This window comes from Streptomyces sp. NPDC014991 (assembly GCF_043080665.1).
GTDB lineage: Bacteria > Actinomycetota > Actinomycetes > Streptomycetales > Streptomycetaceae > Streptomyces.
In genome coordinates this window covers 133,361-157,543 of sequence record NZ_JBIBVY010000019.1, presented here as the reverse complement: position 1 = coordinate 157,543, position 24,183 = coordinate 133,361, and the positions used below count along the sequence as shown (strand labels likewise).

24 protein-coding genes and 1 pseudogene are annotated in these 24,183 nt (G+C 70.3%); 11 read left to right on the top strand and 14 right to left on the bottom strand.

The features are described 5' to 3' along the window. Positions 1–160: 160 nt before the first annotated feature. From ACF1BE_RS26850 to ACF1BE_RS26840, 3 genes are all read right to left on the bottom strand, one after another. Positions 161–2,377: a glycoside hydrolase family 9 protein gene (locus ACF1BE_RS26850; protein ID WP_392201582.1), complete on the bottom strand. Its 2,217-nt coding sequence runs from the start codon at positions 2,375–2,377 to the stop codon at positions 161–163. A 457-nt stretch (positions 2,378–2,834) separates the two neighbouring features. Then, the gene (locus tag ACF1BE_RS26845; protein ID WP_392201575.1) at positions 2,835–3,008 is read right to left on the bottom strand and encodes a CsbD family protein; all 174 of its coding nucleotides are present in this window, start codon (positions 3,006–3,008) and stop codon (positions 2,835–2,837) included. 348 nt (positions 3,009–3,356) lie between these two features. Continuing rightward, positions 3,357–3,992, bottom strand: coding sequence for a LysE family translocator (locus ACF1BE_RS26840; RefSeq protein ID WP_392201574.1), 636 nt, complete (start codon positions 3,990–3,992; stop codon positions 3,357–3,359). A gap of 332 nt (positions 3,993–4,324) precedes the next feature. Here ACF1BE_RS26840 and ACF1BE_RS26835 point away from each other — a divergent pair, with 332 nt between their 5' ends. Next, positions 4,325–4,453 (top strand): hypothetical protein, encoded by a 129-nt coding sequence (locus ACF1BE_RS26835; protein ID WP_392201573.1) that lies wholly within the window; start codon positions 4,325–4,327, stop codon positions 4,451–4,453. Here ACF1BE_RS26835 and ACF1BE_RS26830 read toward each other — a convergent pair. Further along, positions 4,446–5,096: a TetR/AcrR family transcriptional regulator C-terminal domain-containing protein gene (locus ACF1BE_RS26830; protein ID WP_392201572.1), complete on the bottom strand. Its 651-nt coding sequence runs from the start codon at positions 5,094–5,096 to the stop codon at positions 4,446–4,448. The genes ACF1BE_RS26835 and ACF1BE_RS26830 overlap by 8 nt on opposite strands. A 76-nt stretch (positions 5,097–5,172) precedes the next feature. On the opposite strand from ACF1BE_RS26830, the gene ACF1BE_RS26825 reads away from it, so the two are divergent. Then, positions 5,173–6,588 (top strand): FAD-dependent monooxygenase, encoded by a 1,416-nt coding sequence (locus ACF1BE_RS26825; RefSeq protein ID WP_392201571.1) that lies wholly within the window; start codon positions 5,173–5,175, stop codon positions 6,586–6,588. 295 nt (positions 6,589–6,883) lie between these two features. Here the strand turns inward: ACF1BE_RS26825 and ACF1BE_RS26820 are convergent, their stop codons facing one another. Beyond that, positions 6,884–8,056: a peptidase M6 gene (locus ACF1BE_RS26820; RefSeq protein WP_392201570.1), complete on the bottom strand. Its 1,173-nt coding sequence runs from the start codon at positions 8,054–8,056 to the stop codon at positions 6,884–6,886. Between the two features lie 489 nt (positions 8,057–8,545). On the opposite strand from ACF1BE_RS26820, the pseudogene ACF1BE_RS26815 reads away from it, so the two are divergent. Continuing rightward, a pseudogene (locus ACF1BE_RS26815) lies at positions 8,546–8,710 on the top strand (FG-GAP repeat protein); the annotation flags it as partial. 430 nt (positions 8,711–9,140) lie between these two features. Further along, positions 9,141–9,722 carry a bacteriocin fulvocin C-related protein gene (locus ACF1BE_RS26810; protein ID WP_392201569.1) on the top strand — a complete coding sequence of 194 codons (582 nt, stop codon included), beginning with the start codon at positions 9,141–9,143 and terminating at the stop codon, positions 9,720–9,722. A gap of 324 nt (positions 9,723–10,046) precedes the next feature. Here the strand turns inward: ACF1BE_RS26810 and ACF1BE_RS26805 are convergent, their stop codons facing one another. Both ACF1BE_RS26805 and ACF1BE_RS26800 read right to left on the bottom strand, forming a co-directional pair. Next, a complete protein-coding gene (locus ACF1BE_RS26805; protein WP_392201568.1) occupies positions 10,047–10,496 on the bottom strand; it encodes a hypothetical protein in 450 nt (149 codons plus the stop codon). 305 nt (positions 10,497–10,801) lie between these two features. Next, a complete protein-coding gene (locus ACF1BE_RS26800; protein WP_392201567.1) occupies positions 10,802–12,043 on the bottom strand; it encodes an Ig-like domain-containing protein in 1,242 nt (413 codons plus the stop codon). 731 nt (positions 12,044–12,774) lie between these two features. Between ACF1BE_RS26800 and ACF1BE_RS26795 the strand changes: the two genes are divergently transcribed. From ACF1BE_RS26795 to ACF1BE_RS26780, 4 genes are all read left to right on the top strand, one after another. After that, complete coding sequence (locus tag ACF1BE_RS26795; RefSeq protein WP_392201566.1) at positions 12,775–13,011, top strand: hypothetical protein; 237 nt, start codon at positions 12,775–12,777, stop codon at positions 13,009–13,011. Between the two features lie 469 nt (positions 13,012–13,480). After that, complete coding sequence (locus ACF1BE_RS26790; protein WP_392201565.1) at positions 13,481–14,347, top strand: hypothetical protein; 867 nt, start codon at positions 13,481–13,483, stop codon at positions 14,345–14,347. Between the two features lie 190 nt (positions 14,348–14,537). Beyond that, positions 14,538–15,338 carry an inositol monophosphatase family protein gene (locus tag ACF1BE_RS26785; protein WP_392201564.1) on the top strand — a complete coding sequence of 267 codons (801 nt, stop codon included), beginning with the start codon at positions 14,538–14,540 and terminating at the stop codon, positions 15,336–15,338. A gap of 114 nt (positions 15,339–15,452) precedes the next feature. Then, on the top strand, positions 15,453–15,713 hold the full coding sequence (locus ACF1BE_RS26780; protein WP_392201563.1) for a DUF4440 domain-containing protein: 261 nt from the start codon (positions 15,453–15,455) through the stop codon (positions 15,711–15,713). Positions 15,714–15,801: 88 nt separating this feature from the next. Here the strand turns inward: ACF1BE_RS26780 and ACF1BE_RS26775 are convergent, their stop codons facing one another. From ACF1BE_RS26775 to ACF1BE_RS26750, 6 genes are all read right to left on the bottom strand, one after another. After that, on the bottom strand, positions 15,802–16,299 hold the full coding sequence (locus tag ACF1BE_RS26775) for a hypothetical protein (RefSeq protein ID WP_392201562.1): 498 nt from the start codon (positions 16,297–16,299) through the stop codon (positions 15,802–15,804). Next, on the bottom strand, positions 16,283–16,774 hold the full coding sequence (locus ACF1BE_RS26770; RefSeq protein ID WP_392201561.1) for an RNA polymerase sigma factor: 492 nt from the start codon (positions 16,772–16,774) through the stop codon (positions 16,283–16,285). Before ACF1BE_RS26770 ends, ACF1BE_RS26775 begins: the two co-directional genes overlap by 17 nt. Before the next feature lie 132 nt (positions 16,775–16,906). After that, positions 16,907–17,560, bottom strand: coding sequence for a class F sortase (locus ACF1BE_RS26765; RefSeq protein ID WP_392201560.1), 654 nt, complete (start codon positions 17,558–17,560; stop codon positions 16,907–16,909). Then, on the bottom strand, positions 17,557–17,943 hold the full coding sequence (locus ACF1BE_RS26760) for a sortase-dependent protein (protein WP_392201559.1): 387 nt from the start codon (positions 17,941–17,943) through the stop codon (positions 17,557–17,559). Before ACF1BE_RS26760 ends, ACF1BE_RS26765 begins: the two co-directional genes overlap by 4 nt. 642 nt (positions 17,944–18,585) lie before the next feature. Then, positions 18,586–19,386 (bottom strand): hypothetical protein, encoded by an 801-nt coding sequence (locus tag ACF1BE_RS26755; protein ID WP_392201558.1) that lies wholly within the window; start codon positions 19,384–19,386, stop codon positions 18,586–18,588. A gap of 466 nt (positions 19,387–19,852) precedes the next feature. Continuing rightward, on the bottom strand, positions 19,853–20,719 hold the full coding sequence (locus ACF1BE_RS26750) for a Clp protease N-terminal domain-containing protein (RefSeq protein WP_392201557.1): 867 nt from the start codon (positions 20,717–20,719) through the stop codon (positions 19,853–19,855). A 173-nt stretch (positions 20,720–20,892) separates the two neighbouring features. Between ACF1BE_RS26750 and ACF1BE_RS26745 the strand changes: the two genes are divergently transcribed. Together ACF1BE_RS26745 and ACF1BE_RS26740 are read left to right on the top strand one after the other, a co-directional pair. After that, complete coding sequence (locus tag ACF1BE_RS26745; RefSeq protein ID WP_392201556.1) at positions 20,893–21,252, top strand: excisionase; 360 nt, start codon at positions 20,893–20,895, stop codon at positions 21,250–21,252. 508 nt (positions 21,253–21,760) lie between these two features. Beyond that, positions 21,761–22,105 carry an EF-hand domain-containing protein gene (locus ACF1BE_RS26740; RefSeq protein WP_392201555.1) on the top strand — a complete coding sequence of 115 codons (345 nt, stop codon included), beginning with the start codon at positions 21,761–21,763 and terminating at the stop codon, positions 22,103–22,105. A 140-nt stretch (positions 22,106–22,245) separates the two neighbouring features. Here ACF1BE_RS26740 and ACF1BE_RS26735 read toward each other — a convergent pair whose 3' ends face one another. After that, positions 22,246–23,778 (bottom strand): gamma-glutamyltransferase, encoded by a 1,533-nt coding sequence (locus ACF1BE_RS26735; protein WP_392201554.1) that lies wholly within the window; start codon positions 23,776–23,778, stop codon positions 22,246–22,248. A 255-nt stretch (positions 23,779–24,033) separates the two neighbouring features. On the opposite strand from ACF1BE_RS26735, the gene ACF1BE_RS26730 reads away from it, so the two are divergent. Continuing rightward, positions 24,034–24,162, top strand: coding sequence for a hypothetical protein (locus tag ACF1BE_RS26730; RefSeq protein WP_392201553.1), 129 nt, complete (start codon positions 24,034–24,036; stop codon positions 24,160–24,162). Positions 24,163–24,183: the final 21 nt, after the last annotated feature.

Here is a 24,183-nt window from a genome sequence, read left to right as displayed (position 1 = left end):
GGCGCCCCCCCCCCCCGGGCGGGGGCGGGGGGGGGGGGGGGGGCGCCCCCGGGGGGGGGGGGGGGGGTGGGGGCCCCCCCCCCCCCCGGCCGGTTCGGGGAGGCTAGGGTCTTTCGTTCGGATCAGGCCCGCGAGCCCGGCATGATCCGAACGAGAGGGCCTAGCTGTTCCCCTGGTCCGCGACGAAAGCCGCCATCCAGGCGAGTGCCGCGTTCCAGTTGATGGCGGTCTCGTTCGTGGACCAGGACTGGATGTCGTCGATGTAGCAGAACTGTCCTACGCAGCCCTGGAGCTTCCCCTGGGCGTAGGGGTCCTGGATGCTGGAGTTCGCCCCTCCCGCGAGCGTCCCCTTCGGCGGGTTCGGGAGAGCCGGGTCCAGCTCGTGGGCGTACCAGCGGCTGTGCTCGTTGTGCGAGGCGACCTCGCCGTAACCGGTCACGTACGACTGGTTGAGCGCGTTGCGGCCCAGGATGTAGTCCATGCTCTGCACCGCGCCGTCACGGTAGGCGGCGCGCCCGGTGATGTCGTACGCGTCGGCGATCACCAGCGCGTTGTTGAGGATCTGGCTGTTGGAACCCCAGTCGTACGAGTTGCCGGTGGGCGCGTACGGCAGGCCGTAGGGGTGCGCGTCGAGGGTCGCCAGGTAGGCGTCGGCGGCCTTGACCACGGACCGGCGCACCTGGTCGCGGCCGGGCAGCCGGTTGGGGACGGTCGCGAGGTCGAGCCGGCCCAGGGCGGCCGTCCGGCCCCAGTCGAAACCGGTGGCGCCGAAGACGTCCGCGGTGTGCAGCGGGGAGGCCAGGAGGTGGTCGGCGAACTGCTTCTCACCGGTCGTGAGGTAGAGCTCGGCCGCCGCCCAGTAGAACTCGTCGTTCGCGTCGCTGTCGGAGTAGGCGCCGCCGCCGATCCCGTCGCTGTCTGACGCATACATCGCGGGGTGGGCCTCCGCGGCGGCCCATGCCGACTCGGCGGCCTTGAGCGCCCGGGAGGCGAACGCGCGGTCGTAGGGGCGGTAGAGCCGTGCGGCCTGTGCGGCCGTGGCGGCCAGGTTCAGGGTCGCCTGGGTGGACGGCGGGTGCAGCTCGCGTTGCTGCGGGTCGTCGCTGGGCAGCAGCGGCAGCCCGGTCCAGTTCGCGTCGTGGATCTTGTGGTGGGCCATGCCCGCGAGCGGCTCGCCCTGCGGCACCTGCATCTTGAGCAGGAACTCCAGCTCCCAACGCGCCTCGTCCAGGATGTCCGGCACCTTGTTGCCGCTCTCCGGAATGGCCAGCGCGCCGTCACCGAGCTTCCCCGGCTGCCCGGTGCGGGCCCCCCGGGAGCGCTCGTACTCGTTCAGCAACTGCCAGGTGGCGACACCACCGTTGACGACGTACTTGCCGTGGTCGCCTGCGTCGTACCAACCGCCGCTGACGTCGAGCCGGTAGTCGCACACGCCTGGCTGGCACGGCACGTCGACGTCGCCCTCGTTCGGGGAGGTGCCGACGTGGCCCGCGGGTCGCGCGTACCCCGGGCGCAGCGCGTCGCGGATCTCGATGCCGCTGCGCTGGGTGTAGTAGTACTTCAGCGCGTCGGCCCGCAATTGCCCGTACGGGACCGGGCTGATGTCGAACGGACGACTGGTCTCACCGTCGGCGACCAGCGTGAAGCCCGTGCCCCGCTTGCGGTAGGAGCTGAAGTCGATCGACTGCACGTGCTGGCCGGAGGAAGCGTCCACCCCGCGCGGCACCGTGCGCCCGTGGGCGACGGTCGCCCCCACGCCGTTCTTCAACTGCCAGGGCAGCCGCTCGGTGGCGGTGGTGACCAGAGTCGCGTTCTTGGGGCCCGCGGGCAGGTAGGCGACCTGGTTGACGCGCACCCGCGGGCCGGTGTCCGGTTCGTACACCTCGGGCGGTACGCCGCCGACCAGCGACACGTCGTCCATGCAGAAGCGCCAGGGATCGGCGCTCCCGCCGACCTGGAACCCGACCTGGCCCTGCGCGGTGTCGACGGGCGCGGTGAAGGTGTACGCATAGGTGTTGCCCGAGACGCTCACCTGCGGGCTCACCTCGTAATACGTGTCGTACGGCGACACCGACAGCCCGACGATCACCCGCGGGACGTGCCCCTCCGGTGAACCTGAGGCCTTGAAGCTGAGCCTGTACGACTCTCCCTTCACGAGGGCGATGTCGTTCTGCCCGATCGCTGCATCCCAGCGGTTGGTCGTGCCACCGGGCACGTTCGCGCACAGCTGCCCGTCGGACAGTTCCCCGGTGACGTTGCCGGTCGTCCACCACGGGTCCGTGCCCGTGGCGAACGAACCGTTCTTGACCTGTTCGACCTCGTCCGCGGTGGCCATGCCTACCGGGACGGCGGTCAGCGTGGCCGCGGCGAGAGCCATCACGGCCAGTGCGGACAGTCGGCGTCTGATCACGTCTGGAAGCTCCTCGCGAAACGGCGGACGAGCAGGCGGTGAATCCGGTGTCCGGCCTGACGCCTCGCCATGGACATGGGAGCGCTCCCAACCGGATCGCAGGCCAGTTTCGTGGCCCGTGCGCACGCTGTCAACGAATACGGCGACAACGGCGGCCAAGCGCCCGCGCCCGCGTTCGTACGCACGGGGACCGCCCGGCGGACCGGGCTGGGGCGGTGGAGGGGGACGAGGGAGAACTGCGGGCCGGGTCGGCGACGGACGCGGCGCCGGCGCGCCGGTGCGCAGCGCGATCACTTCGTGAACGGCGGGGCGGCACCGGCCCGTAGCGCGGGGGCTTTCCATCCAGTGATGTGGGACGGGGGAGGGCGTGTGTCGGGGGCGGCCCCGATCGCGGGACCGCCCCCGACGCGCTGCCTCGTGTCTGTCAGTGCCGGCCGGTGCTCTTCAGCGTCTCCTTGGCCTCGCGGGCGTCACCCGCGGCCTCGGCGGCACGGCCCTTGGCGACCGACTTGCGGTTGCCCACGGCGTGTCCGGCTGCCTGGGCGGCTTTGCCCACTGCCTGTTCGGCCTTGGCCCTGGCCTTCTCGCCGGCGGCCATGTCGCTCACCTTCCTCGCTTGCCGGTCTGAGGTACTGGATGTGCGCATGACCCGTCGCGGTAGTGGCAAACCCACGGGTACGACAACCCAGTCGTGTCCGGGCCGTCGAGCTGAGCTGGAGCCCGAAGGAAGAACACCGCTACGCGGCCTCTGCTTGAACCGGTAGTGGACGTCACGGCGGTGGGAGGAGCGGCTGCGGAGACCGGTTGAATCCCGCCGGCGTCGGCCGGCACCTTGTTCACCGCCTTCACCCCCGGCGGAACCGCAACACCAGCAGCTGTCCGACCGGCGACATCCTGGGCGCCCGAGCCGCAGAGGCGGGCAGGCTCATTCCTGTCCTGGCCCGATTCATTTCCGGCCGCTGAACGCGAGCCGGATCCCCAGGCCGACCATCACGACGCCCGACGTCCCGCCGATCCAGGAGAGCCGCCGTGGTGAACCGGCCAGCCAGTTGCGGGCAGTTCCAGCGAGGAGGCCCCATGCCGCGTCGGAGACCAACGCGATCAGGACGCAGACAAGGCCCAGCAGCAGCAGTTGCACCTGTGCGTTTCCCGCCGACGCGTCGACGAACTGCGGCAGCACCGCACCGAAGATCAGCAGTCCCTTGGGATTGCTCACCCCGACGATGAAGCCCTCCCGGAGAATCCGCGCCGGACGGTCCGACGCCGACGCGGTCTGATCCTTCACCATCAGCGAATTGCGTCGGCGCCAGGCGTGAACACCGAGATGGACGAGATAGAGCGCACCGGCGAACTTCAGAACCGAGAAGGCGAGCAGGGAGCGGGCAAGGACCTCCCCCAACCCGAACGCCACCAGCACCACCTGAACGAGCAACCCCGCTTCGTTCCCCACCGCCGTCGACACGGCGGCCTTTCGGCCCAGCGCCACTCCACGGCTCACCACGAACAGGACGCTCGGCCCCGGCACGGCGATCAGCACCGTCACAACGGTCAGGAACACAGTCAAACGCTCTGGTCCGATCACCCCCCACAGAGTACGCATCACGAGTCCAGCTTCTCCGGTGTTTCGGCGATTGCGGTGGGCTGTGCTGGGAGCAGCATTTCATCGCCAGTCGCTCGTGCTCAGGGACTCGCCGTGCTCGGTCTCTCAGCCGGGATTCCTTCCGGTTCCTCGGCGGTGCCTGCCGAGCAGCAGTCCCTTGCGAGCTTGCAGCGCGGCATCCGGCGACCGGAGCAGCGAAGGGGCATGTGGCCGTCGCGGTGACCCGGCTGGGGTGAGGGATCAGGCGAGGCTGCGGCGGCCTGCCGGGCAGCTTCCCGTGGGACGTCCCTGGTCAAGGCGAACCGGCATGCCGGGTGCTGGCCCGGCTGTTCCACCGGCTGGTGGAGGAACCGTTCGGCCTGCGGCTGAAGAAGGCGCTGAAGCGCACGCCCGCGCTGTCCCGGGAGTTCGCCTCATTGTCGGCCGGCGGTCCCCTCAGCTGATCCCGTACCGTGCCCCGATCCCGGCGACGAGCAGCGCCAGCCCCTCTTCGAACTGCCGGTCGTAGTCGTCGAAGAGCAGCTTCCCGGCCTCCGCCGCGAGCGGGAAGCCGGACAGGCGCCGGGCGCGTTCATCGATGTCGTACCCCTCCCGGCGCTCGCCCGGCAGCGGCTGCACACCTTGTTCCTCGGTGACGAAACCGAGGGTGTACATGTGCGCCGTCCGCCCCGCGTCGATCGCTTGGGCGAGGGTCAGTCCGGCCTCCGTCAGCAGCCGTAGGTTGGCTTCCAGCTCGGGGGCGTGGCCCGTGCCCGTGAAGCGTGAGCCGCTGAAGACCTTGGCGCCGTCGCGGTAGCCGAGCAGCGCGGTCCGCAGTCCGCGGTTGATCTTCAGCAGCCGCTCACGCCAGGTGTCGGCGGGGTCGAGGGCGGTACCGGCGACCATCCGCCGGTACATCTCGGTCGCCATCTCGTCCAGCAGGGCCTGCTTGTCCTTGAAGTGCCAGTAGAGCGCGGGCGCCTTGACGTCCAGTTCCCTGGCGATGGCGCGCAGGGTGAGCCCTTCCAGCCCGGCCTCGTTCAGCAGTCGCAGCGCGGTGTCCACGACCCGGTTGCGGTCCAGGGGCGCCCGTCGTTCCGTACTCACGCCGTACAGCTTGACAGCTTAACGGCGTTAAGGGCACTCTTCTGGTACCCGGACTTAACAATGTTAAGGAGGAATCATGATGGATGTCCTGATCGTGGGCGCGGGTCCGACGGGTCTCACCCTCGGCATCGACCTGGCCCGGCGAGGGGTGGACGCCCTGGTGGTGGAACGCGCGCCCGGGCTCTTCCCCGGATCGCGCGGCAAGGGGCTCCAGCCGCGCACCCTGGAGGTCCTCGACGACCTCGGCGTGCTGGACGCCGTCCTGGCGGCGAGCGGCCCCTACCCGAACCGGATGATCTGGAAGGACGGCGCACGGGTCGGCGAGCAGTCGATGTTCGAGAAGATCGAGGCCGACGAGGGCACGCCGTACACCGAGCCGCGGATGATCCCGCAGTGGCGGACGCAGGAGGTGCTGCACACGCGGCTGACCGCATGGTGGCGGTCGTCCCGCGCGAACCAAGCCGAGCGTGGGGGAGGGCCGGTCGCCTTCGGACGGGAGGTGACCGGACTGACGCAGGACGCGGACGGCGCGAGCGTGCGGTTCGCCGACGGTACGACGGTCCGCGCACGGTACGTGGTCGCGTGCGACGGCGGACGCTCAGCGGTCCGGCGGGCCCTGGGCATCGACTTGACAGGGGAGGCCGTCGACCCGGCACCGTTCGTCGTCGCGGACCTGCGGCTGGACGGCCTGGACCGGAACCACTGGCACGCCTTCCCGCAGGACGACGGCAGCGCCCTCGGGCTGTGCCCGCTGGCCGGCACGGAGGACTTCCAGCTCCAGGCGCGCCTGCCGGAGGGTTCGGAACCCGACGTGTCCCCCGACGGCATCCGCAAGCTGGTGGCCCGGTACACCCACCTGAACGCCGAGGACGTGACCGAGGTGCGCTGGGCGTCCGACTTCCGGCCGCGCGCCGCCCTGGCGGACCGCTTCCGGGCGGGCCGGGTGTTCCTCGCGGGTGACGCGGCGCACGTGCACTCGCCGGCCGGGGCGCAGGGCCTGAACACCAGTGTCCAGGACGCCTACAACCTGGGCTGGAAGCTGGGCGCGGTGCTGCGGGGCGGGGCGCCGGAGACACTGCTGAACAGCTACGAGGAGGAGCGGCGAGCGAACGCCGCCGCCATGCTGGACCTGTCGACGGGGGTGCACCGCGGCGAGGTACAGCGCGGCAAGTCGACGGTCCAACTGGGGGTCGGATACCGGGATTCGTCGCTCAGCCTGGACACGCGCACGGCTCCGTCCGGGGTTCGTGCGGGCGACCGTGCCCCGGACGGCACGGTGGACGGCGTACGCCTCTTCGACACGTTCCGGGGCCCGCACTGGACGCTGCTCGGCGCGTCGGTGCCGGGCCTCCGATCCCTGCACGCCGCTCCGGCGTCGTACGGCCCGGGCGTCTTTCTGGTCCGGCCGGACGGATACGTCGGCTGGGCGGGTGAGACGGCCGAGGGCGTGCGGCAGTACGCGGAACGAACCGGAGCCTTTCTGGCAGCCTAGGGCGCAACGCCCTCTCGGGCGCGGGAACTCATGCGGGGCATCATGACGCCGGCGAGTGCAGCTTCACCCGCGAACCCGAGGCACCGCGCGCCGCCGCCGACGTGGCGGTCGCCGCCAGCCGCTTCCGGCGGCTGGGACCCCGGCGCCTCTACCTGGTCAGACCCGGCCACATGACTGCCGCCGGCTACCGCTGCCTCTACGCCTCTACGCCCCTACATCACTGACTGCATGTTCAGCGGCGGGCGACGGTGCTGGGGTGCCTGTGCGGCCCTGGCACCCGGACAGGGGTGACAGGTCACCACTTGACGGCGTTCACCGTGCTGTTCTGCGCGTCCGCGGATCGGACGGTGAACTGGACGTTGGCGCCACGGTCGTAGAAGGTCTGGCCGGGCTGCCAGGTGGCCATGTCCAGCGGGTCGCAGCCTGCCGGTGGTGCCGCGGCGTTCGGGTTGGGCACCACCCGGATCGGTCCCTGGCCGTTCGCCACGGAGGTGTCGACCCTGTAGACGATGACGCCGGAGGAACAGGCGGCGGAGTCGTTGTACGCCTTCCGGCGGGCCTCGGCGACATAGGCGGTGGTCGGGCCGGTCGTGACCACCAGCAGCTTGGTGCCGCCGGTGTACTCCACACCGTTCAGGGTGGCGGTGTTCTGGGTTCTGGGCTGCCAGACGCACACGACCTGATCGTCACCGGTCCAGCCGAACTTCCACGAAGTCCAGCCGAAGTACTGCGGACCCCGGCCGGCCAGGTAGCCCATGAGGTCCCAGCCGCGGGTGAACGGGTAGGGATCGCCGCCGAAGGCGTACAGATCGGGTGCTCCGAAGGCGTGGGCGGTCTCGTGGGCAGCCACTTTGTGGCCCCAGTGCCACATGTCCGTGCCGAACGTCACCGCCCAGCGGATCGTCGTCCCGTTGACGACGACCGGAGCAGTGGGGGTCCCGAACCACGCGGTGGAGCGGGAGACCTGGGAGTGGGCGGTCGAGACGATGTAGAACATGTCGTACCCGGACAGGTCGGCTCCGGCGGCGGCCGCGGCCCGCAGCGCGTCGGTCACGTACCGCGAGTGCTGCTTGTAGGAGGGGACGGGAAAGCCGTAGGTGTCGGAGGCGGAGGGCATCCGTACCCACCGGTTCGACGCCGTCCGCATCTTCAGCCAGGTCCTGCCGTACGAGGCGTCCCACACCCAGTTGGCGGCCGGGGACAGGAGGTTGTAGTAGTCCGCGACATCTCCGGCGCCGGTTGTGTCGGGGAAGTCCACGTACACCACGCCGATGTTCTTGGTGCCGATCGGATTCAGGTACTGGGTGTAGTCGGTGTTCTGGCCCTCGTTGAGCGCGGTTCCCTGTCCCTGCAGCGCACACGGCGAGGTGCTCCCGTTGACAGCGTGAGCGCGCTGGGCAGGGACGACAGCCAGGGCGAGCAGGATCACCACGGCACTGAAGACGGACCAGGGCCGCGGGCGGAGCATTCGGCGGATCGGAAAGCGCATGGAATACCCGTTTCGGCGCGTGGGGGGGGGACTTCGGTCTCGGTCCGGCTGCGGTCTCCGGCGGATGATGCGACATATGTAAGACCACACCGGCGTCGGCCGGGTACAGGGGAGGCAGGTCGTGTCGAACGCGTCGGCCGGCGGACGGCGTTGCTGAGAAGCACGTGGGTGCTTTTGACGTCGACCCTCACGTGTCCTCGCACCGCGCTGGTACTGCAGCGCTTCCAGCCTGTCCGAAATGACCGCGCTGCACCCAGACGAAAGGCAGAACTCACCCGCACGCAGGGTCGGCGGGAAGTATGTGCGAGCCGTCGCAGGGTGAGGAAGGCATGGGCGCCGGTGACGAGGGTGACATGGTGGTGCCATCGACTCGGAGGCGGAATCGGTACGGGCCCCGTCCCGGACGGTCAGCTGGATGGAGAGTTCGCCGAGTGCGGCCGGGCCGTCGAAGCCGACGTACAGCACCTCATGGGGATCAGACTGGAGTGTGATCCGGAGCCGGGGCGTCAGTTCCTCGTGCTGGCGAACACCGCGGGGGTGCCCGGCACGGCCGAGACGGCCGACGGCTTCGGTGGCGCCGCCGCGACGGCCGACCTGAACCGGGACGGCTATGCGGATCTGGTGGTCCCCGCCCCGTACGAGGACACCGCGCACGGCAGGGACGCCGGCACGGTGACGGTCCTTTGGGGAGTCAAGAAGGGCCAGACGTCCGGCACCGACCTGCCCGCGACCACCTCAGGCAGTTGTTACGGCCTCGACGTTGCAGCGCAGAGCACCGGCCCCGGCGTGAAGCCTGAGGTCCTCGTCGCCGGGTACGAGGGGTCGATGCGCTTCCTGGGGCCGTTCAGCCGAAGCGGCACCTACGGCTCGGCCGTGGAGAACCGGGACACCGCTTCCGTCGGAAGCGTCGCGCTGGGCGATTTCGACCACGGGGGCTCCCCGGAAGAGGTGCTCGTCACCGTCCGGCTGAGCGACCTGACCGGCGGCGCGGTGTACATCGACCCCGCGGTGGGGGTGAGCAGCGGGACGGTCGCAGTTCCTGCGCCTGGGAACCGGCGCGGCGGTGGCTGCCGGGATCGTCCTCCTCGGCAGGACACCGGCGTTCGCGGAGGACTCCTGCAAGACCGCGCTCACCTGGGCACAGCGGAACAGGAAGAACCTCCCGCAGACGTACGGGGACCTGGTGGCCTATCCGCTCGTCTACCGCCGAGCCATCTACGGCGAGCTGTCCGCGCAGACGCGCAGCCGGATGTGGCTCGCACACCTGGAGCACTACCGTGCCACCCGGCCAGGGATGAACCCGGAACAGCGTGCCGTCTACGACAGGGCCGTCGCCTGGGCCTCCTCACCCGACCACTTCGCTGACGACAACAGGACGGCGACCTCGGCCGAACTGAAGCGGCTGAGCCGATCCGCATCCGAGACGTTCGGCCCGGACGGCCGCAGTGCGCTGCTGGGCACCCTCGGGCCGGCCGAGACCGCCGAGTCGACGGCGCGCCCCGCGGGCGGCGCGTGCACGTGCACGGACGAAGACGACCAGTGCACGAACGCCACCCACTGCCAGTACGGCCAGAGCGGCTGCCACATGTACCGCGGCTGCGGGGCCTTCTGGCAGTACGTGTGCAACGGACTCTGCATCAACTAGCAGCTGGGTGATCCCCGCTGGTGGTGGCATCCTCTCCGGTATGAGCCTCGGGGAGGTGGAACGGCTCCGGGGTGAGTCAGCGGAGTTCGTTCGGCGAACCCCAGGGGGCGCTGGGCGAGTTCGGTGCGGGGTCGGGGTGGTCGGCCTGCGGCGTCTGCTCCGCGCGAACGCTCTCTGCAGACGCCCGGAGCTTTCCCGGCCTCGAACCACGCGCGCCGGGGGCGGTAGTCGACATGGACGCGGCCCAGTGTCATGACAGTCAGGGGCGCCCCGGGCTGTGCTGCCGGCCTTGGGGCGACGCGCCGGAAGGAGGAACACGCAGGGTCAGAGGTCGGTGCAGATGCTGCGCGCCTTGGCGAGCTCCTTCTTCACCACGGCGTCGACCTCGAAAACCAGGCGGTGGCGGTTCTGCGCCCGGGTGATGGCCCGTGCGAGCGGCTTGTACGAGGAGTCGCCCGCGGCGGCGGCCGTGGCCAGGTCGAAGGCGCCCGCGAAGCGGTACAGCACCTGCTCGCCTGTCTTGCCTTTCGTCGAGAGCTTCGACTCGTCCACGCCGTCCAGCGCCTCGCACGCGCCTCGGGCGTCGTCCACGGCGCTGCTGCCCGCGCCCGACGTGCCACCGGTCAGCGCCCAGGTCATGCCCACGCCTCCGCCGCCCACGAGCAGTCCGACCAGTAGAGCGGCCACCAGCGGACGCCGGCTGCCGGCCGGCACGGTGGGCGGCGTGGGCGGGGACGGCGGGACGGAGGCCTGGTACGGCTGCTTTGCCTGCATGTACACGACCATAACGGGGCTGTGCGGCTGTATGTCCCGGGGGGCATCGGTCGGACCCCGGCTGTGACGTAGCTGTTGCGCCAGCGTACTGATCCTGCTGTGTCTCGCGGGGCAGCGGCCGTACGCGCAGTGCGCCGGGCGGGGCGGGCCGCATGGTGCCGGCTCGTACCGCGGGGCGGCTCGCGGTGTGGGCGGTCACCGGCTGCCGGGCCGGGCGCGCCGTCTGCCTGCTGGCTCTCGGACCCGACGCCGATGAACAGCTCGCCGCCTTCATCACCAGCCGATGCGTCCGTGTCGGCGGGGTGTCAGCGGGTCGCGCTACCGGCGATCCACTCGCTCCACGGCATGTTCCAGTCACTGAGGCCGTTGTCCGGGGCAAGCGTGGTCTTGTCCTGCGAGTTCTTGACGATCACGACGTCACCGATCATCGAGTGATCGAAGAACCACGCGGCGGGCTGCTTGCTGTCGTCGCCGCCCCTGACGTCCTTCAGGCCCACACAGCCGTGGCTGGTGTTGACCTTGCCGAAGAGCGAGTCGGCACCCCAGTAGTTGCCGTGGATGAACGTGCCCGAGTCGGTCAGGCGCATGGCGTGCGGTACGGCCTTGAGGTCGTAGGCGGGCTTGCCGTCCTTCTCCGTGAGACCGACGCTCGCACCGTTCATATGGACGTGCCCGAACTTCTCGGAGACGACCATCCGGCCGTTGTACGTCGGGTGCTCGGGGCTACCGGACGAGATCGGGATGGTCCTGATCGTCTTGCCGCCCCGTACGACGGTCATCTGCTTCGTCTTGGCGTCGACGGTGCTGATCTGACTCCGGCCGATCTGGAACGTGACCGTCTTCCTGATGCCGTGGACGTTGAGCTCGACGGTGACGGTCGAACCCGGTTTCCAGTACTTCTCAGGGCGGAAGTCAAGACGTGCGTCGTTGAACCAGTGACCGACGGCCCGCTGGCCGCTGCTGGAGCTGACCTGGATCTCCGACTCCACGGCGGCCTTGTCGCCGATCGCCTTGTCGAAGGTGACCGTCACCGGCATGCCCACGCCGACAGTCGAGCCGTCTTCGGGGGAGACGTGGCCGAGGAAGTCGTTGGCCGGGGAGACCGTGGTGATCGTGGCGTTTTCGGTGGCGGACCGGCCCTTGGTGTCCTCGGCCTCTGCGGTGAGCTGGTACCTGGTGGCCCGCTCCAGCCGGCCGCTCAGCTTCCAGGAGGTGCCGTCCGTGGATCGGGTGCCCGGGATCTCGGCGCCGGTCGCGATGTCGGTCATGGTCACCTTGGTGAGCTTGCCCTTGCCGACGGTGACTTCGACGGGTTCCTCGACCCCGACATTATGGGCACCGTGCCCGGGCGTGATCTTTATACGGGCCTCGGACGCGTCCTGAGCAGCCGCGTGATCCACCCCCGCCTGCGGTTTCGGCGGATTTCCTGCCTCGATGGGGCTGGTCGCAGCGCTGCTGGTACCGGCGAGGACCGTGACTGCGAGTGCGCCGCCGAGTATGCCGGCCGCAGCTGTCAGCCTGGTGCGTCGTTTACGTACCGTGATCAAACGCTTCTCCCATGCCGCTGGTCTGTGTGTACCGGTGAGCTGATCGCCGACGAGTGCGAACAAGCTTCTAATCATTTATAGGCACACGTAGGTCCAGAAGTAGGCATAGTGTGCGAAAGGACACGTGTCGTTCGGCGTGACCAGTTGCGTGACCCCCGCGGCGCCGAGAGGCGAGGCGGGAGCACGCTCAGGCGCCGGACCGTGAGCACGGTGGAGCCACAACCGCAGTGGCTTCACCGGGGCATCTCCCAGTCAGTCAGCCGGCGTCGCTCGGCGGCCTCCCGGCGAGGTGGCAGGAGTCGATGCGTCCGATTCCCCTCGGACCGCCGGTGCGGCTTCGCGGCATACGGCGCCGTCGCCGTGCCGGACATTCGGGGGTCTACGCAGCACCCGGGCCCTGCGGCGCCTCCAGCATGCCCGCCGCCCGGCTCCGTGCCCGATGTACGGCCCCGCCTCCCGCTCGCGCTCGGCGCCGAGGCCGCCGGGCATCCGCTGCGCGGTGGCGGTGGCCGTGCGCGGCTCTCGGCTCTCGTGCTTCCGCTGACCGAGGCGGTCCGGCAGCTCGCGGAGCTCATCCGCCCGGGGGCTGCTGCCGAACGCAGCCGAGCCGTCATGGTCGGCGGAGTGGCCGCACGGCCCACCACACCTTCCCCCGCACCCCCGACCACGGCTGGTCGGACGGGCGGCGGTCCGACGTGACAGAAAATTCGAACACGCGATCTAATATCTGTATGGACGTGACCGACTTCCCCGACGACCTGGTGCGGATGCAAGCCGACTGGAACGCCACCTATGCAGCGCTCGCCGCACCCCACCGCCGTGACACCACTGCCTTGCGCCGCCGTCTGCTGCGCTTGTCCGTGCGGCTTTGGTGGCACCCGTACTGGGAGACCGTCCCCTCGGTGCCGGTGGCGCGCTTCGAGCTACGGCAGCTGGCCCGCGCCCGGGGGGTCGTCCAGGCGGCGTGACCGGTTACCGGGCGTCTCGGTCGACCAAGAGCGCGAGGTGATGACAAGGGTTGCGCCTACAACCTGCCGGACTCCACCTCGCCGTCATCTTCATCTCGTCAGCCACACGATCCGAAGGTAAGGCTGCAGCCGTCACGGCCCTCGGCGCCTCGATCGGCGACCATCTCCCCCAGCCCACCGGTGAGGGCGGCTTCGGCCTGGGCGCCGTAGTGACCAGCGCCCTGTTCTGGCGGTCGTCCTCGGCCTGGTGGTCTACCTCTCCGTCACCCGAACGGATGTCGACGAGTCGGAGCAAGCAAGGGTGCACGCAGCCTGAGCTGTGGGAACAGTGGCGTTCAGGAACCGCTCAGGCCATTTCTGTCAGGGTGGGCGGTTCCCGGCCGCACCTGACGGCCGACTCATTCCACGGGGCGCTCGTCACCGTTCCGGGGCGAGCGCTCTGCCGTTCGACCGGATGGGAGCAGTTCTCTTGGAGAAGCAGGAGGTCCTCACCGACCTCGACGTGGCGAGCACGTCGACTACGACCGAGTCGGTGATGAAAAAGCTGCCCGAGGTCACCCTGGCGTTCTGGATCATGAAGATCGCCGCGACGACCCTGGGCGAGACGGCGGGCGACCTCTTCTCGCAGACCTTGGAGCTCGGCTACTTCCTCACCACGATCGCGTTGTTCCTGATCTTCGTGGTGACGCTGGCGGTCCAGCTGCGGTCCAGCCGCTACAACCCGTTCTTCTACTGGACGGTGATCCTGTCCACCAGCATGGCCGGCACCACGATGTCCGACTTCATGAACCGCGACGCCAGCGCCGAGTTCCTCTCGAACGGCGCCAAGTCGCTCGGCCGGGGTCCGCAGGGCCTCGGTCTGGGCTACCCGGCCGGCGCGGCGATCCTGATCTCGATGCTCCTGGCGATCTTCCTGGCCTGGAAGGTGAGCGGGATGACGTTCCGGATCCGCGACATCGTCACCTTCAGGGGAGAAGCCTTGTTCTGGTCGGCGATCCTCGTCTCCAACACCCTGGGCACGTCGATGGGTGACTTCCTGTCCGACAGTTCCGGCCTCGGCTACCTGGGCGGCGCGCTGCTGGTGACCGGGGTGCTCGCTGCGCTCGTCGCGTTGATGAAGGTGCGCGCGGTGCCGAACGTGCTGCTGTTCTGGATCGCCTTCGTCCTCACCCGCCCCCTCGGTGCCACCGCGGGCGACTTCCTCACCAAGCCGGTCACCAAGGGCGGCCTGGAGCTCGGTACCGCGGGCTCGTCAGCCGTCCTGCTCGTCGTTCTGATCGGCCTGATGGCCTACGCGCAGGTGCAGGAGCGCCGCACCGCAGAGCCCAGGTCGTAGGGAGCGGTCCACCTACGGGCGCTCCTGTCGGCGTCCTGCGACGGTGCGAGCCGGATGTCGCGCGAGCGGCAACCCACAGCCCGCGCCGCCATGCCGTTCCCCGGTGCGTCGAATGGGCTCGTACCCTCTCTAGCGTCTGACCGGCAGGATTCGCCGGGGCCGGTAGCTTCGCCTCGATAGTCTGCACGACGTGATCAACTCGTACGAGAGCTCCGACGACGCTGCAGTCGCGACAGCCGGGGCCCGGGCTGGTGCGGACGTGGTCCGCCGCCTGTACGGCCAGCGGCTCGACCGCATCGACAAGGGTGCCGGGGACTTTGCCACCGCCGCCGACGTGGAGGCAGAGAAGGCGATCCTCGATGTCATCCGTGCCGCACGGCCCGATGATGCGGTCCTCGGTGAGGAAGGCGGGTCGCAGGGTGCCGCCGACGCTGTGCGCCAGTGGTTGGTGGATCCCCTGTGTGGAACGCTGAACTATGCCGTCGGCAACATGCTGGTTGCCGTCAACGTGGCGTTGCGCGATGGGGCGGCGGCGGTCGCCGACCCGTTCAGCGGCGAGGTGTTCTTCACCGACGGGGACACCGCTTGGGTGCGGCATGACGGTGCTGACGACGCACCACTGACGCCCACGCCCGCTACCCGATTGGTGGACGTCAATCTGGATCCGCCATTCCCGAGTGCGCCCGGATTGCGGGCCGTGGATCTGCTGGCGCACCCTGAGTTCGTCGAACGTTTCCGGCCGCGCGTCGTATCCACGACACTGGCGCTGGCCTGGGTCGCCGCGGGCAAGCGCGCCGCGTATGTCACCGATGGCGGCGACCTGTCCAGGAGCGTGCATTTCGCGGCCGGCATCGCTTTGTGCCGGGCTGCCGGCTGTGTTGTCACCGGGATCGACGGTGCCCCGATTGGTGAGGCGGGCCGTGGGCTTGTGGCCGCCGCTGACGAGGAGACCCACGGGCTGCTGATGTCGATGATGCGCAACCGAAGCTAGTGCCGTGACCTCATGGGTTTCGGCGGGCTGGGTCAGGCCGCGATTTGGAGGGCACCCTTCTTGCGGCGGTTCACGCCCCATAAGGTGTCGTCGCCACTCGGTAACAGCCTGGAAGTGGCGCACCCCCTGGGTACGAAGGCGTCCGGGCGCCGGTGGTACGTGGGGTCGGTCTCCACGGTGACCAGTGGCGGCTCGGTGTCGCCGGAGTCGCCCGTCCAGGTCGGTGAGGTCTCCGGGGGCGAGCTGGCTCCCGGTCTGGTTCACCTGACGTACTTCACCGACCACCAGGGGCGCCGGGTCCGGCGCAGTTCCCTGGGACGTCTGACGGATACCGGCTGGCGGATGCACTTCCACGCGGGCACGCCGGCCGGCTGAGAACGGGCAGCGTGCCGCCGGTTACCCGCGGCCGGTCCCCTTACCGGACCCGGGACCGGGTCCTCCAGCGTCCCGAGGCAGCTGGATCTCATCGAGCGACGTGACCCGGGGTGGGGTACGTACGGGTCGACTCCTGCGACGGTGTCGGGCGGGACGAGCCGGACTGTGCCCTCTTACGGGTTTCGGGGGTGGCCGCGTGGCTCGGCCGGCTCGGGGGTGCATCGGTCGCGGTGCGTCCGCTGGGGCTGGGCGTGGCGGAGTCCGAGGACCGCGCGGTCGGTGCGGGCGTCATCGGTGCGGGTGCGGGTGGAGGCGCGGTCGCGGGGGCCGGCGGGGCGAGCGGAACCGCGGGTGTCGCGGGGGCGGCCGGGCCGGACAGGTGCAGCGGCAGCGCGACGAGGGCCGCCGCCGCACACGTCAGGGCGGTCCCGGCTGCGGCGCGCAGCAGCTTGCGGCGGGCCGCGGTGCGGCGGATCGTCTCATAGCGGCCGGACGGCGGGCCGAGGTGGTCACCGGGCGGCCGCAGGATCACCGTGAGCGGGTCGTCGGACGCGTATTCCGGGTCGTCGTCAAAGCGAGTGGTCAAGGTTTCTCCTCAGGTGGACGCGGAGCAGCTCCCGGGCCGCGTGAAGGTCGGCCTTGACGGTTCCTTCCTTGCGTCCGGTCAGTGCGGACACCTCCCGGATCGGCATGTCAGCGTAGTAGTGGAGGAGGATCGGGACGCGCAGTCGTTCCGGCAGGGACTGCACGAGCAGGCGCACCGAGGGGTCGGTCTGCTCGGTGTGGGGACTGATCGAGGCCTCGGTGCCGGCGCGGCGTACGGCCCGGCGTTCGCGCTCCAGCTTCCGCCAGTGGTCGCGGACGATGTTGGCCGCGGTCACGTAGAGGAAGCCGCGGGGCTCCTCCACGGACGTCCAGCGGGCCCAGAGCCGGGTGAACGCCTCGGAGGCGATCTCGTGGGCCGTCTCGTCGTCGTCGACGAGACGGCGGCACCAGCCTGCGAGGCGCGGGTACAGGGCGGCGAACAGCTCGGACGCTGCCTTGTCGCGGGACCGTTTCAACGCTCTCCAGGGTCGGGGTGCCGCGGCGGGCACGTGTGGGGGCTGAGGGCGGGCCGGCTCTCCGCCAAGGGTGACGCCGGGCCGGCGGTGGCGCGTTCGCCGGCCCGGCGGCCGTCGCGGGGTGCCGGTCCGTCAGGGGGTGGTGGCGCTGACGGCGGCGAAGACGATCACGTTGTCACGGTAGCCGTGGCCGTCGCGTGGGCCGCCGCAGGTGATGAGCCGCAGCTCGGGGCGGTCCACGTCCCCGTAGACGTCGTCGGTCGGGAAGTCCGCCTTGGCCACCGTGCGGGTGGCGGTGACGGCGAACTCCGCCTGCGTGCCGTTCTCCAGGCGCGCGACGATCCTCTCGCCGGTCCGCAGCCGGTCCAGGTGGCGGAAGACTCCGTCGCCGTAGGAGCCGACCGTGACGTGACCGAGGATCACCGACGGCCCGCGTTGTCCCGGCACCGGCGAGTACCGGTACCAGCCCGCCCGGTCATGTGCGGTGACCGGCGGGACCTGCACGGTGCCGTCCGGTTCCAGCCCGAGGCTGAGCAGCGGGGTGTCGACCCCGATGGCCGGGATCCGGAGCCGGACCGGTACCGAACGGCGTAGCGGACGCGGGGAGTCGCCGGTGCCCGGCGCCGTGGCCGACGGCATCCCCGACGGCTTGCCTGCGGCGCCCGGGATGCCGTCGTGGAGGCCTGACGGGCGGGCGGGCGCGGATCGGCCGGTCCCGCCGCCGCAGCCGGCGAGCAGCGAGGTCAGCACCGCGCCGCCGAACGCGCGCCTGGAGAGCGGCGTCATGCCCCGGTCGCCCGGCGGCGGACGACGAAGACGGCGCCGCCGGCCAGGACGAGCGCCGCGCCGGCAGTGCCGCCGATCAGCCCGTCCCGGGAGCCGGAGTCCGTGGCGGGGACGGTGACACCTGTGTCGGGCGCACCCTTGGGGACCGCCTCGACCTGGTCACGAGCTGGGGCAGGGGTGGGTTCGGCACTTCGGTCGCGGCCGGTCGCGGTGTCGTCCCTGGCGGGGGTGCTGGGGACGGGGCTGGGCACCTTGGACGGGGACGCGGAAGGGACCTGGGAGGGGACCGGGGAGGGTGCGGTCCCGTCGGCGAAGGCGGGCACGGTGGCCGCCAGCACGGCGGTGCACGCCAATGCCGTGGCACTGAGGACGGTTCGGCGCATCGGGTCGCTTTCTCTCGTGGGCCGCCCGCGCGGTTCGGCGGGCGGTTGCGGATCGAGCGGAGAGACGAGGCGGGGCGACCCCAGGTTGTAAAGAGGAGGTAAAATCACGGAACGGGCGGCAGGGAGGCGGCTGCCGGTGGGCCGGGGCGGGCCTGCCCCGCCTGTTTGCTCGTTGGGGCCGGCGGTGTACGCCCGGCATCCGATCGGCGGTGCGCGGCATCGCCCACAATGAACGGGGAAGTGCCCCGCGCAGCGGTTCCAGCTCGGCCCGGACGCTGACGTCGGTGCCCAGGACGTCGCCGACCTGCCGGGCCTGGACCGCACCGGCGTCCTGCCGCACGGCGGCGAGGAAGCGCTGGTAGTCCCGCGGTGGCGCGGCTGACGCACGCTCGTCGGTGAGCCGCACGCTCACCCGCTCAAGGACTCGTTCGGCGAGGGAGAATTCGTCCCGCTACGCCCGTACCTCCGCCAGCTGCCTGCCAGCTGCTCTTCCAGTTCGTCCAGTTCCGCACGCCGCGCGGTGACCGCTCCAGCAGCTCGGGAGCAGCATGCACAGGAGCGTAGAGGGCGTCCGGCCGCAGCGGTCAGGGACAGGAATGCGCCCGCGCTTCAGTGCTGGGGAAGAGTCCAAGCAACTCGTCGTCAGTGCGCCCAAGGCAGACGAACCGCCTCGATCTCACAGTCGTTCAGCAGTGCGTTGATGAGTGCTGGCGGCCCGGCGATCTTGGTGGCCCACAGGTCGTAGTCGGTACACAGGATCCACGAGCGGTCATCGGCCCAGAGGTTCGACGGACTGAAGTCGGCCTCCGACTCGTCGTACAGGATGTCGGCGTCGCCGAGCCGACCCGCACGCACGTGGAGGTTGTCGAAGTCGATGGCTCCAAGCATCAGCGGGTTGTAGTAGGCCAGACAGCGGGTGTCCAGGCCCGCGGGACTGTACTGGGTGAGGATGGCGATCAGCCGGTTCCAGGTCTCACGGTCCAGGCTCCCCTCGGTCGGCGGGATGATGCCCAGCGGCCAGCTGCCCTCCTTCTTGGCCGAGGGAAAGCAACGATAGGAGGGCATCAGCCCGTCGGCCACGACCTGGTCACCGGTCCGCCGGGCAAGCTCGGCCCAGCGCAGCCGTCGCCAACCGGGCCCCGGGTGCTCGGCGCGGCCGAGCCCTCCTCCCGTGGCGACACTCACTGCGTCGAGGTCGAGGCCCGTGAACACGTGCCGCTGGACACTCCCGTCCGCCAGCCGTGCCTGGTGGTACTCGTGGTACGACACATCGGCCGGCCCTTGCTCGTGCTCGTACATAGCGTTGAGCACCCACGCCGCGTCGGGCATTGCTGGAGGCATGAACCCGGTGATGCCGTCGCCGCATCGTTCCAGCAGCCAATCGGTGGCCCCAGATGGCGCGAGCGGCCACAGGCTTGACATCAGGTTCGACTCCTCCGACATCCGCTCATGGTCCCAGGCGCGAACCTCCCTCCCAGAAGGGGCCGGTATTCCGCCGCCGAACCCCCGCCACCCGGGCACGGTTCCGCGTAGCTGGCCAGGGTGGCGAGGCGCACCTCGAACACCATCGAGCCGACCGCCGACCGCCGACCGCCGACCGCCGACGAACGACGACGGCCCGGCGGCCGGTGCCGCCCCGGAGCCACGCCCCGGTGAAGCGGATCTGGTCGGCCTCCAGTGGCAGGGGCCCGATGCGGGCGGGAGCTGCTACGTCGGAGACCACGCCACGGGGCGTACCGGTGCGACTGCCGGAAGTCGGGCCCAGCCCGGTGCTGTGCCCAGGCTCGCGGGGAGTCCGACTGTCGGGACTTCTCGGGCAGAAGGCACAGCACCGGTCAACGGGTACCGCAGCGCAGTGATCCCGCGTGGTTCCCGCGCTACCGGTACGTTCGGCCCGTTGCTCAGCGTTTCACCGTCGGAGCCGGGGCACCAGCGCCGTGCGCACGGCCTTGGCCACCTTGCTCGCGGCGGACTCGTCCTCTTCTTCGGTTTCCGGTTCGAGCATGCGCTGGATGTGCGACAGCAGTTGGTTGGTCGACCGCCAGAGCGGGACGAACATTCCGGTGACCGGCCCGACGCCATGGATCGAGCCGTCGGACAGCTCGGTGACCTTCCTGGCGGTCATGACCGTTGCCGGGTCCCGAAGGATCAGGTGCACCTCATCGTCGACCAGCCGGATCTCCATCTTGCGCGCGGCGGCTTCCTCCGGGTTCGCGTCCGTGGTCGTCTCCGGATCCAGTGCGTCGATCTTGGCGGCGACCGCGTCCGGGTCGACCCCGAGTTCCCGCAGCACCCTGGCCGCCATGCTGTTCTCCGTCCGCAGCATCGCCTCCAGCAGGTGATGGCTGCCGACCGGTGCGCCACCGGCAAGCGCGCTGGCGGTGGAAACCGTGTCCTCGGTGGCAGGTGTGCCGGCCGGCCAAGGGACGGCCGCAACGTCCTGCGATCCCTCCAGCGCTGCCAGCACCGCGGCACGGATCCTGCTGATCGGAGCGATCCGCTCGGCGAGCACCTTCGCGCCGACGCCCTCACCTTCCTTGACGAGAGCCAGCAGGATGTGTTCCGTACCGATGGAGTTGTGTTGCAGTTGCTGTGCTTCGCGCAGGGCGAGTTCCAGCGTCTTCTTCGCGCGCGGTGCGAACGGGATGTGGCCGCTCAGCTCCTCCGTGCCGGGCTCGACCACCGCGACGATGTCGGCCTGCGCCGTCTCCTTGTCGTACCCGAGCCGGTGCAGAACCTTCGTCGCCGTGCTGTCCGGCGCGTCGAGCAGTCCCAACAGGATGTGCTCCGTGCCGATGTACTTGTGCCTGAGCTGCCTCGCCTCCTCCTGAGCCGTGACGACCACCTTGCGGGCTTCCACTGTGAACCGCTCAAATGACATGCTTTCAGGGTCTCAACCCTGTCAATACACTGGTAATGACAGGGTCACCGTGCTGGAGGGAGGGTGTGATGGAGCCACCGTCGGACTGGGAGGGCCGACTCGCGCGCTGGCAGAGCGAGCTGGAGTTGTTCGAGCAACTGGACGAAACACCTTGGGTCACGCTGGCCAAGGCGGAAGCCGAGACCGGCGTTTCCCGCTCGGCCCTGCGGTGCTGGTACCGCAACGGCGAGATCCGGTCCCGGCTGGTGGACGGCCCCAACGGGCCACAGCGCCTGGTCCAGCTGGAGGCGGTGATCGAGCGCGCCGCCGCGTCACCGCGCATCCAGCGCAGGGCGGAACGAGAAGTCAGCCTGGAGGCCCAGGTCACCCTGCTACGGCACCGGGTTGACCAGCTCGAGCTGCGGCTGGCCGCCCTGGAGCGGAAGTGACCGGCGCGAGCAGCACCGCGCCGTCGGGAACGCTTACGCGCGAACCGGCTCCGGCGCCTCTCCGCGGACCTCCCGCCGTCTCCATTGCTCTCCTCGGCTCGGGTGACTGCGGGTTCGGGAACGAACGCGGCCCCACCCCGCGAGCGGTGATTCGCACCAAGGACGCCGTCCGCAAGGCCATGGGCAACGACGGAGACCGGCCCCACCGGGTCCGCCAGGGCACCCTGACAGGAGGCACCCTGACGGGTGCGCCCTACGGCATCCGGGCCATTCGCTCGACACGAGCTCACCAGCCGGCCGGAGCGAGCTACCCGTACGCCCGCCACTGCGGTTCCGGCGCCGGGCCGGCGGTGCCCACAGACATCGGCGTAACGATTCCCGCCCCACCACCGGGGAGCTCTGTTCCGTGATTCCACGCCGCCAAACTGGGCGCGCGCGACCCGGGTCCGAACTCGCCGCACGTGCGGACTCGGTCATGCTGTGCTGGTGGGACCATCACGCGGCCCGGGTGGACACGAACAGGGACGGCATGGTCGACCTGGACGGGCTTCTCGCCATGGTGGACCTGCTGCCCGCGATGCGCGATGTCGTTGCCGTGACCGCCGAGACCGTCTTCGACGCCGTCGATGAGAACGGCGACGGCCGTATCTCCCCTGCCGAGCACCGCCGGCTTGTCGACACATGGCACGGCGAGGACGTCGACATCGCCGACGTCTTTGACCACCTCGACCACGACGGGGACGGATACCTCAGCCGCCCTGAGTTCACCGAGCTGTGGACGCAGTTCTGGATCAGCGACGACCCGGCCGAACCGGGCAACCGACTGTGCGGCCCGGTGCCGTTCCGCACGTGACGACCGCGACCGGATCCCGGCGCATACGCCGACACGCCGTGACCGGGGGAGCGGGGCGCAGCGGAACGGCATCACAGCTGAAGGACCGAACGGCCGGGGCCGGCCCGACGCAGCCTGGTGGCCGTCCCCGCGGTACCGAGTCAGTGCCGGCGGTGCAGGATCTCCGCGGCGTCCACGGCCAGATACGTCTCCGGCGTTGTGGACTCCAGTGTGCCGGGCGAGACGGTGAACTCCGGGTTCTCACCCACCCGCGACGTCCACGGCTGGTCGTCCGCCTCGATGAACGCGTCCCGCACCTGGCGCTGGAGGCGGGGCCGCGCGTCCTCCTGTCGTTCACGGTACTCGCGCCGGGCGGCCGTCACCCTTCGATCGATCTCGCCCTCGTGCGGCTCGGCACCCCCCAGGTCCTCGGCGCGCAGACCTGGAGTGCGCGCGGCGATGTCCCGGTCGGCCCAGTACAGCGTCTCGCAGGCGGCGTAGAGCCGTCGGGACATGCCGAGGTAGATCTCCGTGCCCGGCATGCGGGCCGTCAGGAAGGCCTCCAACCCCACCTCCCGCGCCTGCTCGTCGGAGGGCCCACCGGGCCGTTCCCGCAGGGCGTCGCGGCGATGGCGGGTCGCCTCGTCGTCCTCCGTCAGAGTGAGCAGGCCCGACGCACGCCGGCGCTCCGCGCGGTTGCGGGCGACCGGCACGAGACGGAGCCGCGAGGAGGAGGCGATCCATACGGCCCGCAGGGAGAGGAAGAGCAGCATCTGGGAGCGGGCAACGTCCAGGAGGCGGACACCGCTCTCGTCCTCGTCGAGGTCGTCCTCCGTCGAGCGAGGCCCGGGGGAGGCCGGCGAGGTACTGGGTGCCGTGCCGGACGAACCGGTCTGCTCACCCGGGTGGTGTGCGTGGCGGATCGTGACGAACAGGTCGTTCCTCGAGGTCGCGTGACGCAGAAGACCCGTCCCGCACAGGACTAGGCGGTGATCGAGATCGTGGGGGTGAACCACCGTGCAACCCCCCTTCAGCTGCTCCCATCCGCGATCCAGCCGGTCCGGCCGGATGTCGCCTCCCTTCGCCTCGATCAGCCAGTGGCGGTCCTCGCCCTCGTGCCGGCCCCACAGGTCCGGTCGCGGGTTCTTCTGGCCCTTGACCGGCTTGGTGTGGTGCGCGGGGTCGGTGATTCCCAGCGGCCACTTGTCCTCGATGTGCCAGGTCTGCCCCAGGCCCATCAGGGAGCGGCAGGCCCACTCGGCCATGGTCATGCCCAGGCGGTAGGAGAAGGCGCCGCGGGCGCTGGACTCGGTGCCTTCCTGCAGGACGACGTTCGAGGTCAGGCGCCGGCCCGAGTTGCCAGGATGGAGCTTGGGCCCGTCGTGGAGGTCGAGGTAGGTGTCCATGGGGGCGATCCGTGCGCGGATCTCTCGCGCTGCGTAGTGCGGGCGATCCAGCCACGGGGACAGATCACGGCCCACATCGACGGCGGCCTTGAGGATCTCCCTCCACGTGGTCGTCGGCAGGTACCACCCGTCGGCGTCGGGGAACCCGGTGTGCTGCCAGGCGGCCAGGTCGTGCCGACGCCATTCGCCCTTGGTCCGTCCTCCAGGGCCGGCACGGAAGAGGACCGGTATGTCGACGGCGTCGGCGGCAAGCGGAGGCGGCTGGTCGGGCTTCTTCTTCTGGGACACGAGCGCCTATTCTCGCGCGCGTTGCGCCGCCGGTCTCCACCAGCACCTTGGCGCAGGAACCGATCCGGCCTGCGCAGCCGTGCCGACCCGCTGCGACCTCAGCCCCGCGACCCGGCACGCTTCCAGGAAACGTCGACCGCGTCACCGACCGCGTGCACCTCCGGCGACCCCTGCCTCGAGGCATCTGCGACGGCCGAACCGATCCCGGAGCAAGCGTGCCGTCCGCCGCCCAAGCGCCGCCCGTGCGGTGACCACATGTCAGCTCGCCGCGGCCTTGTCACCGACTCCCGGACCGCGCACGGCATCCGCGCCATCCAGGCCGACCTGCTCGACGCCCTCCCCGCAGTACGCGCCGCCTTCCGTGTGACCTTGATCTCACGGTGACGGAGGGTGCGCATGGGCGCA

Bases quoted from the DNA above. Each gene is read 5' to 3' on its own strand.
- ACF1BE_RS26850 (WP_392201582.1), bottom strand. From the start codon at position 2,377: ATGGCTCTCGCCGCGGCCACGCTGACCGCCGTCCCGGTAGGCATGGCC.
- ACF1BE_RS26845 (WP_392201575.1), bottom strand. From the start codon at position 3,008: ATGGCCGCCGGCGAGAAGGCCAGGGCCAAGGCCGAACAGGCAGTGGGC.
- ACF1BE_RS26825 (WP_392201571.1), top strand. From the start codon at position 5,173: ATGATGGATGTCCTGATCGTGGGCGCGGGTCCGACGGGTCTCACCCTC.
- ACF1BE_RS26820 (WP_392201570.1), bottom strand. From the start codon at position 8,056: ATGCTCCGCCCGCGGCCCTGGTCCGTCTTCAGTGCCGTGGTGATCCTG.
- ACF1BE_RS26805 (WP_392201568.1), bottom strand. From the start codon at position 10,496: ATGCAGGCAAAGCAGCCGTACCAGGCCTCCGTCCCGCCGTCCCCGCCC.
- ACF1BE_RS26795 (WP_392201566.1), top strand. From the start codon at position 12,775: ATGGACGTGACCGACTTCCCCGACGACCTGGTGCGGATGCAAGCCGAC.
- ACF1BE_RS26765 (WP_392201560.1), bottom strand. From the start codon at position 17,560: ATGACGCCGCTCTCCAGGCGCGCGTTCGGCGGCGCGGTGCTGACCTCG.
- ACF1BE_RS26760 (WP_392201559.1), bottom strand. From the start codon at position 17,943: ATGCGCCGAACCGTCCTCAGTGCCACGGCATTGGCGTGCACCGCCGTG.
- ACF1BE_RS26755 (WP_392201558.1), bottom strand. From the start codon at position 19,386: ATGTCGGAGGAGTCGAACCTGATGTCAAGCCTGTGGCCGCTCGCGCCA.
- ACF1BE_RS26745 (WP_392201556.1), top strand. From the start codon at position 20,893: ATGGAGCCACCGTCGGACTGGGAGGGCCGACTCGCGCGCTGGCAGAGC.
- ACF1BE_RS26730 (WP_392201553.1), top strand. From the start codon at position 24,034: ATGTCAGCTCGCCGCGGCCTTGTCACCGACTCCCGGACCGCGCACGGC.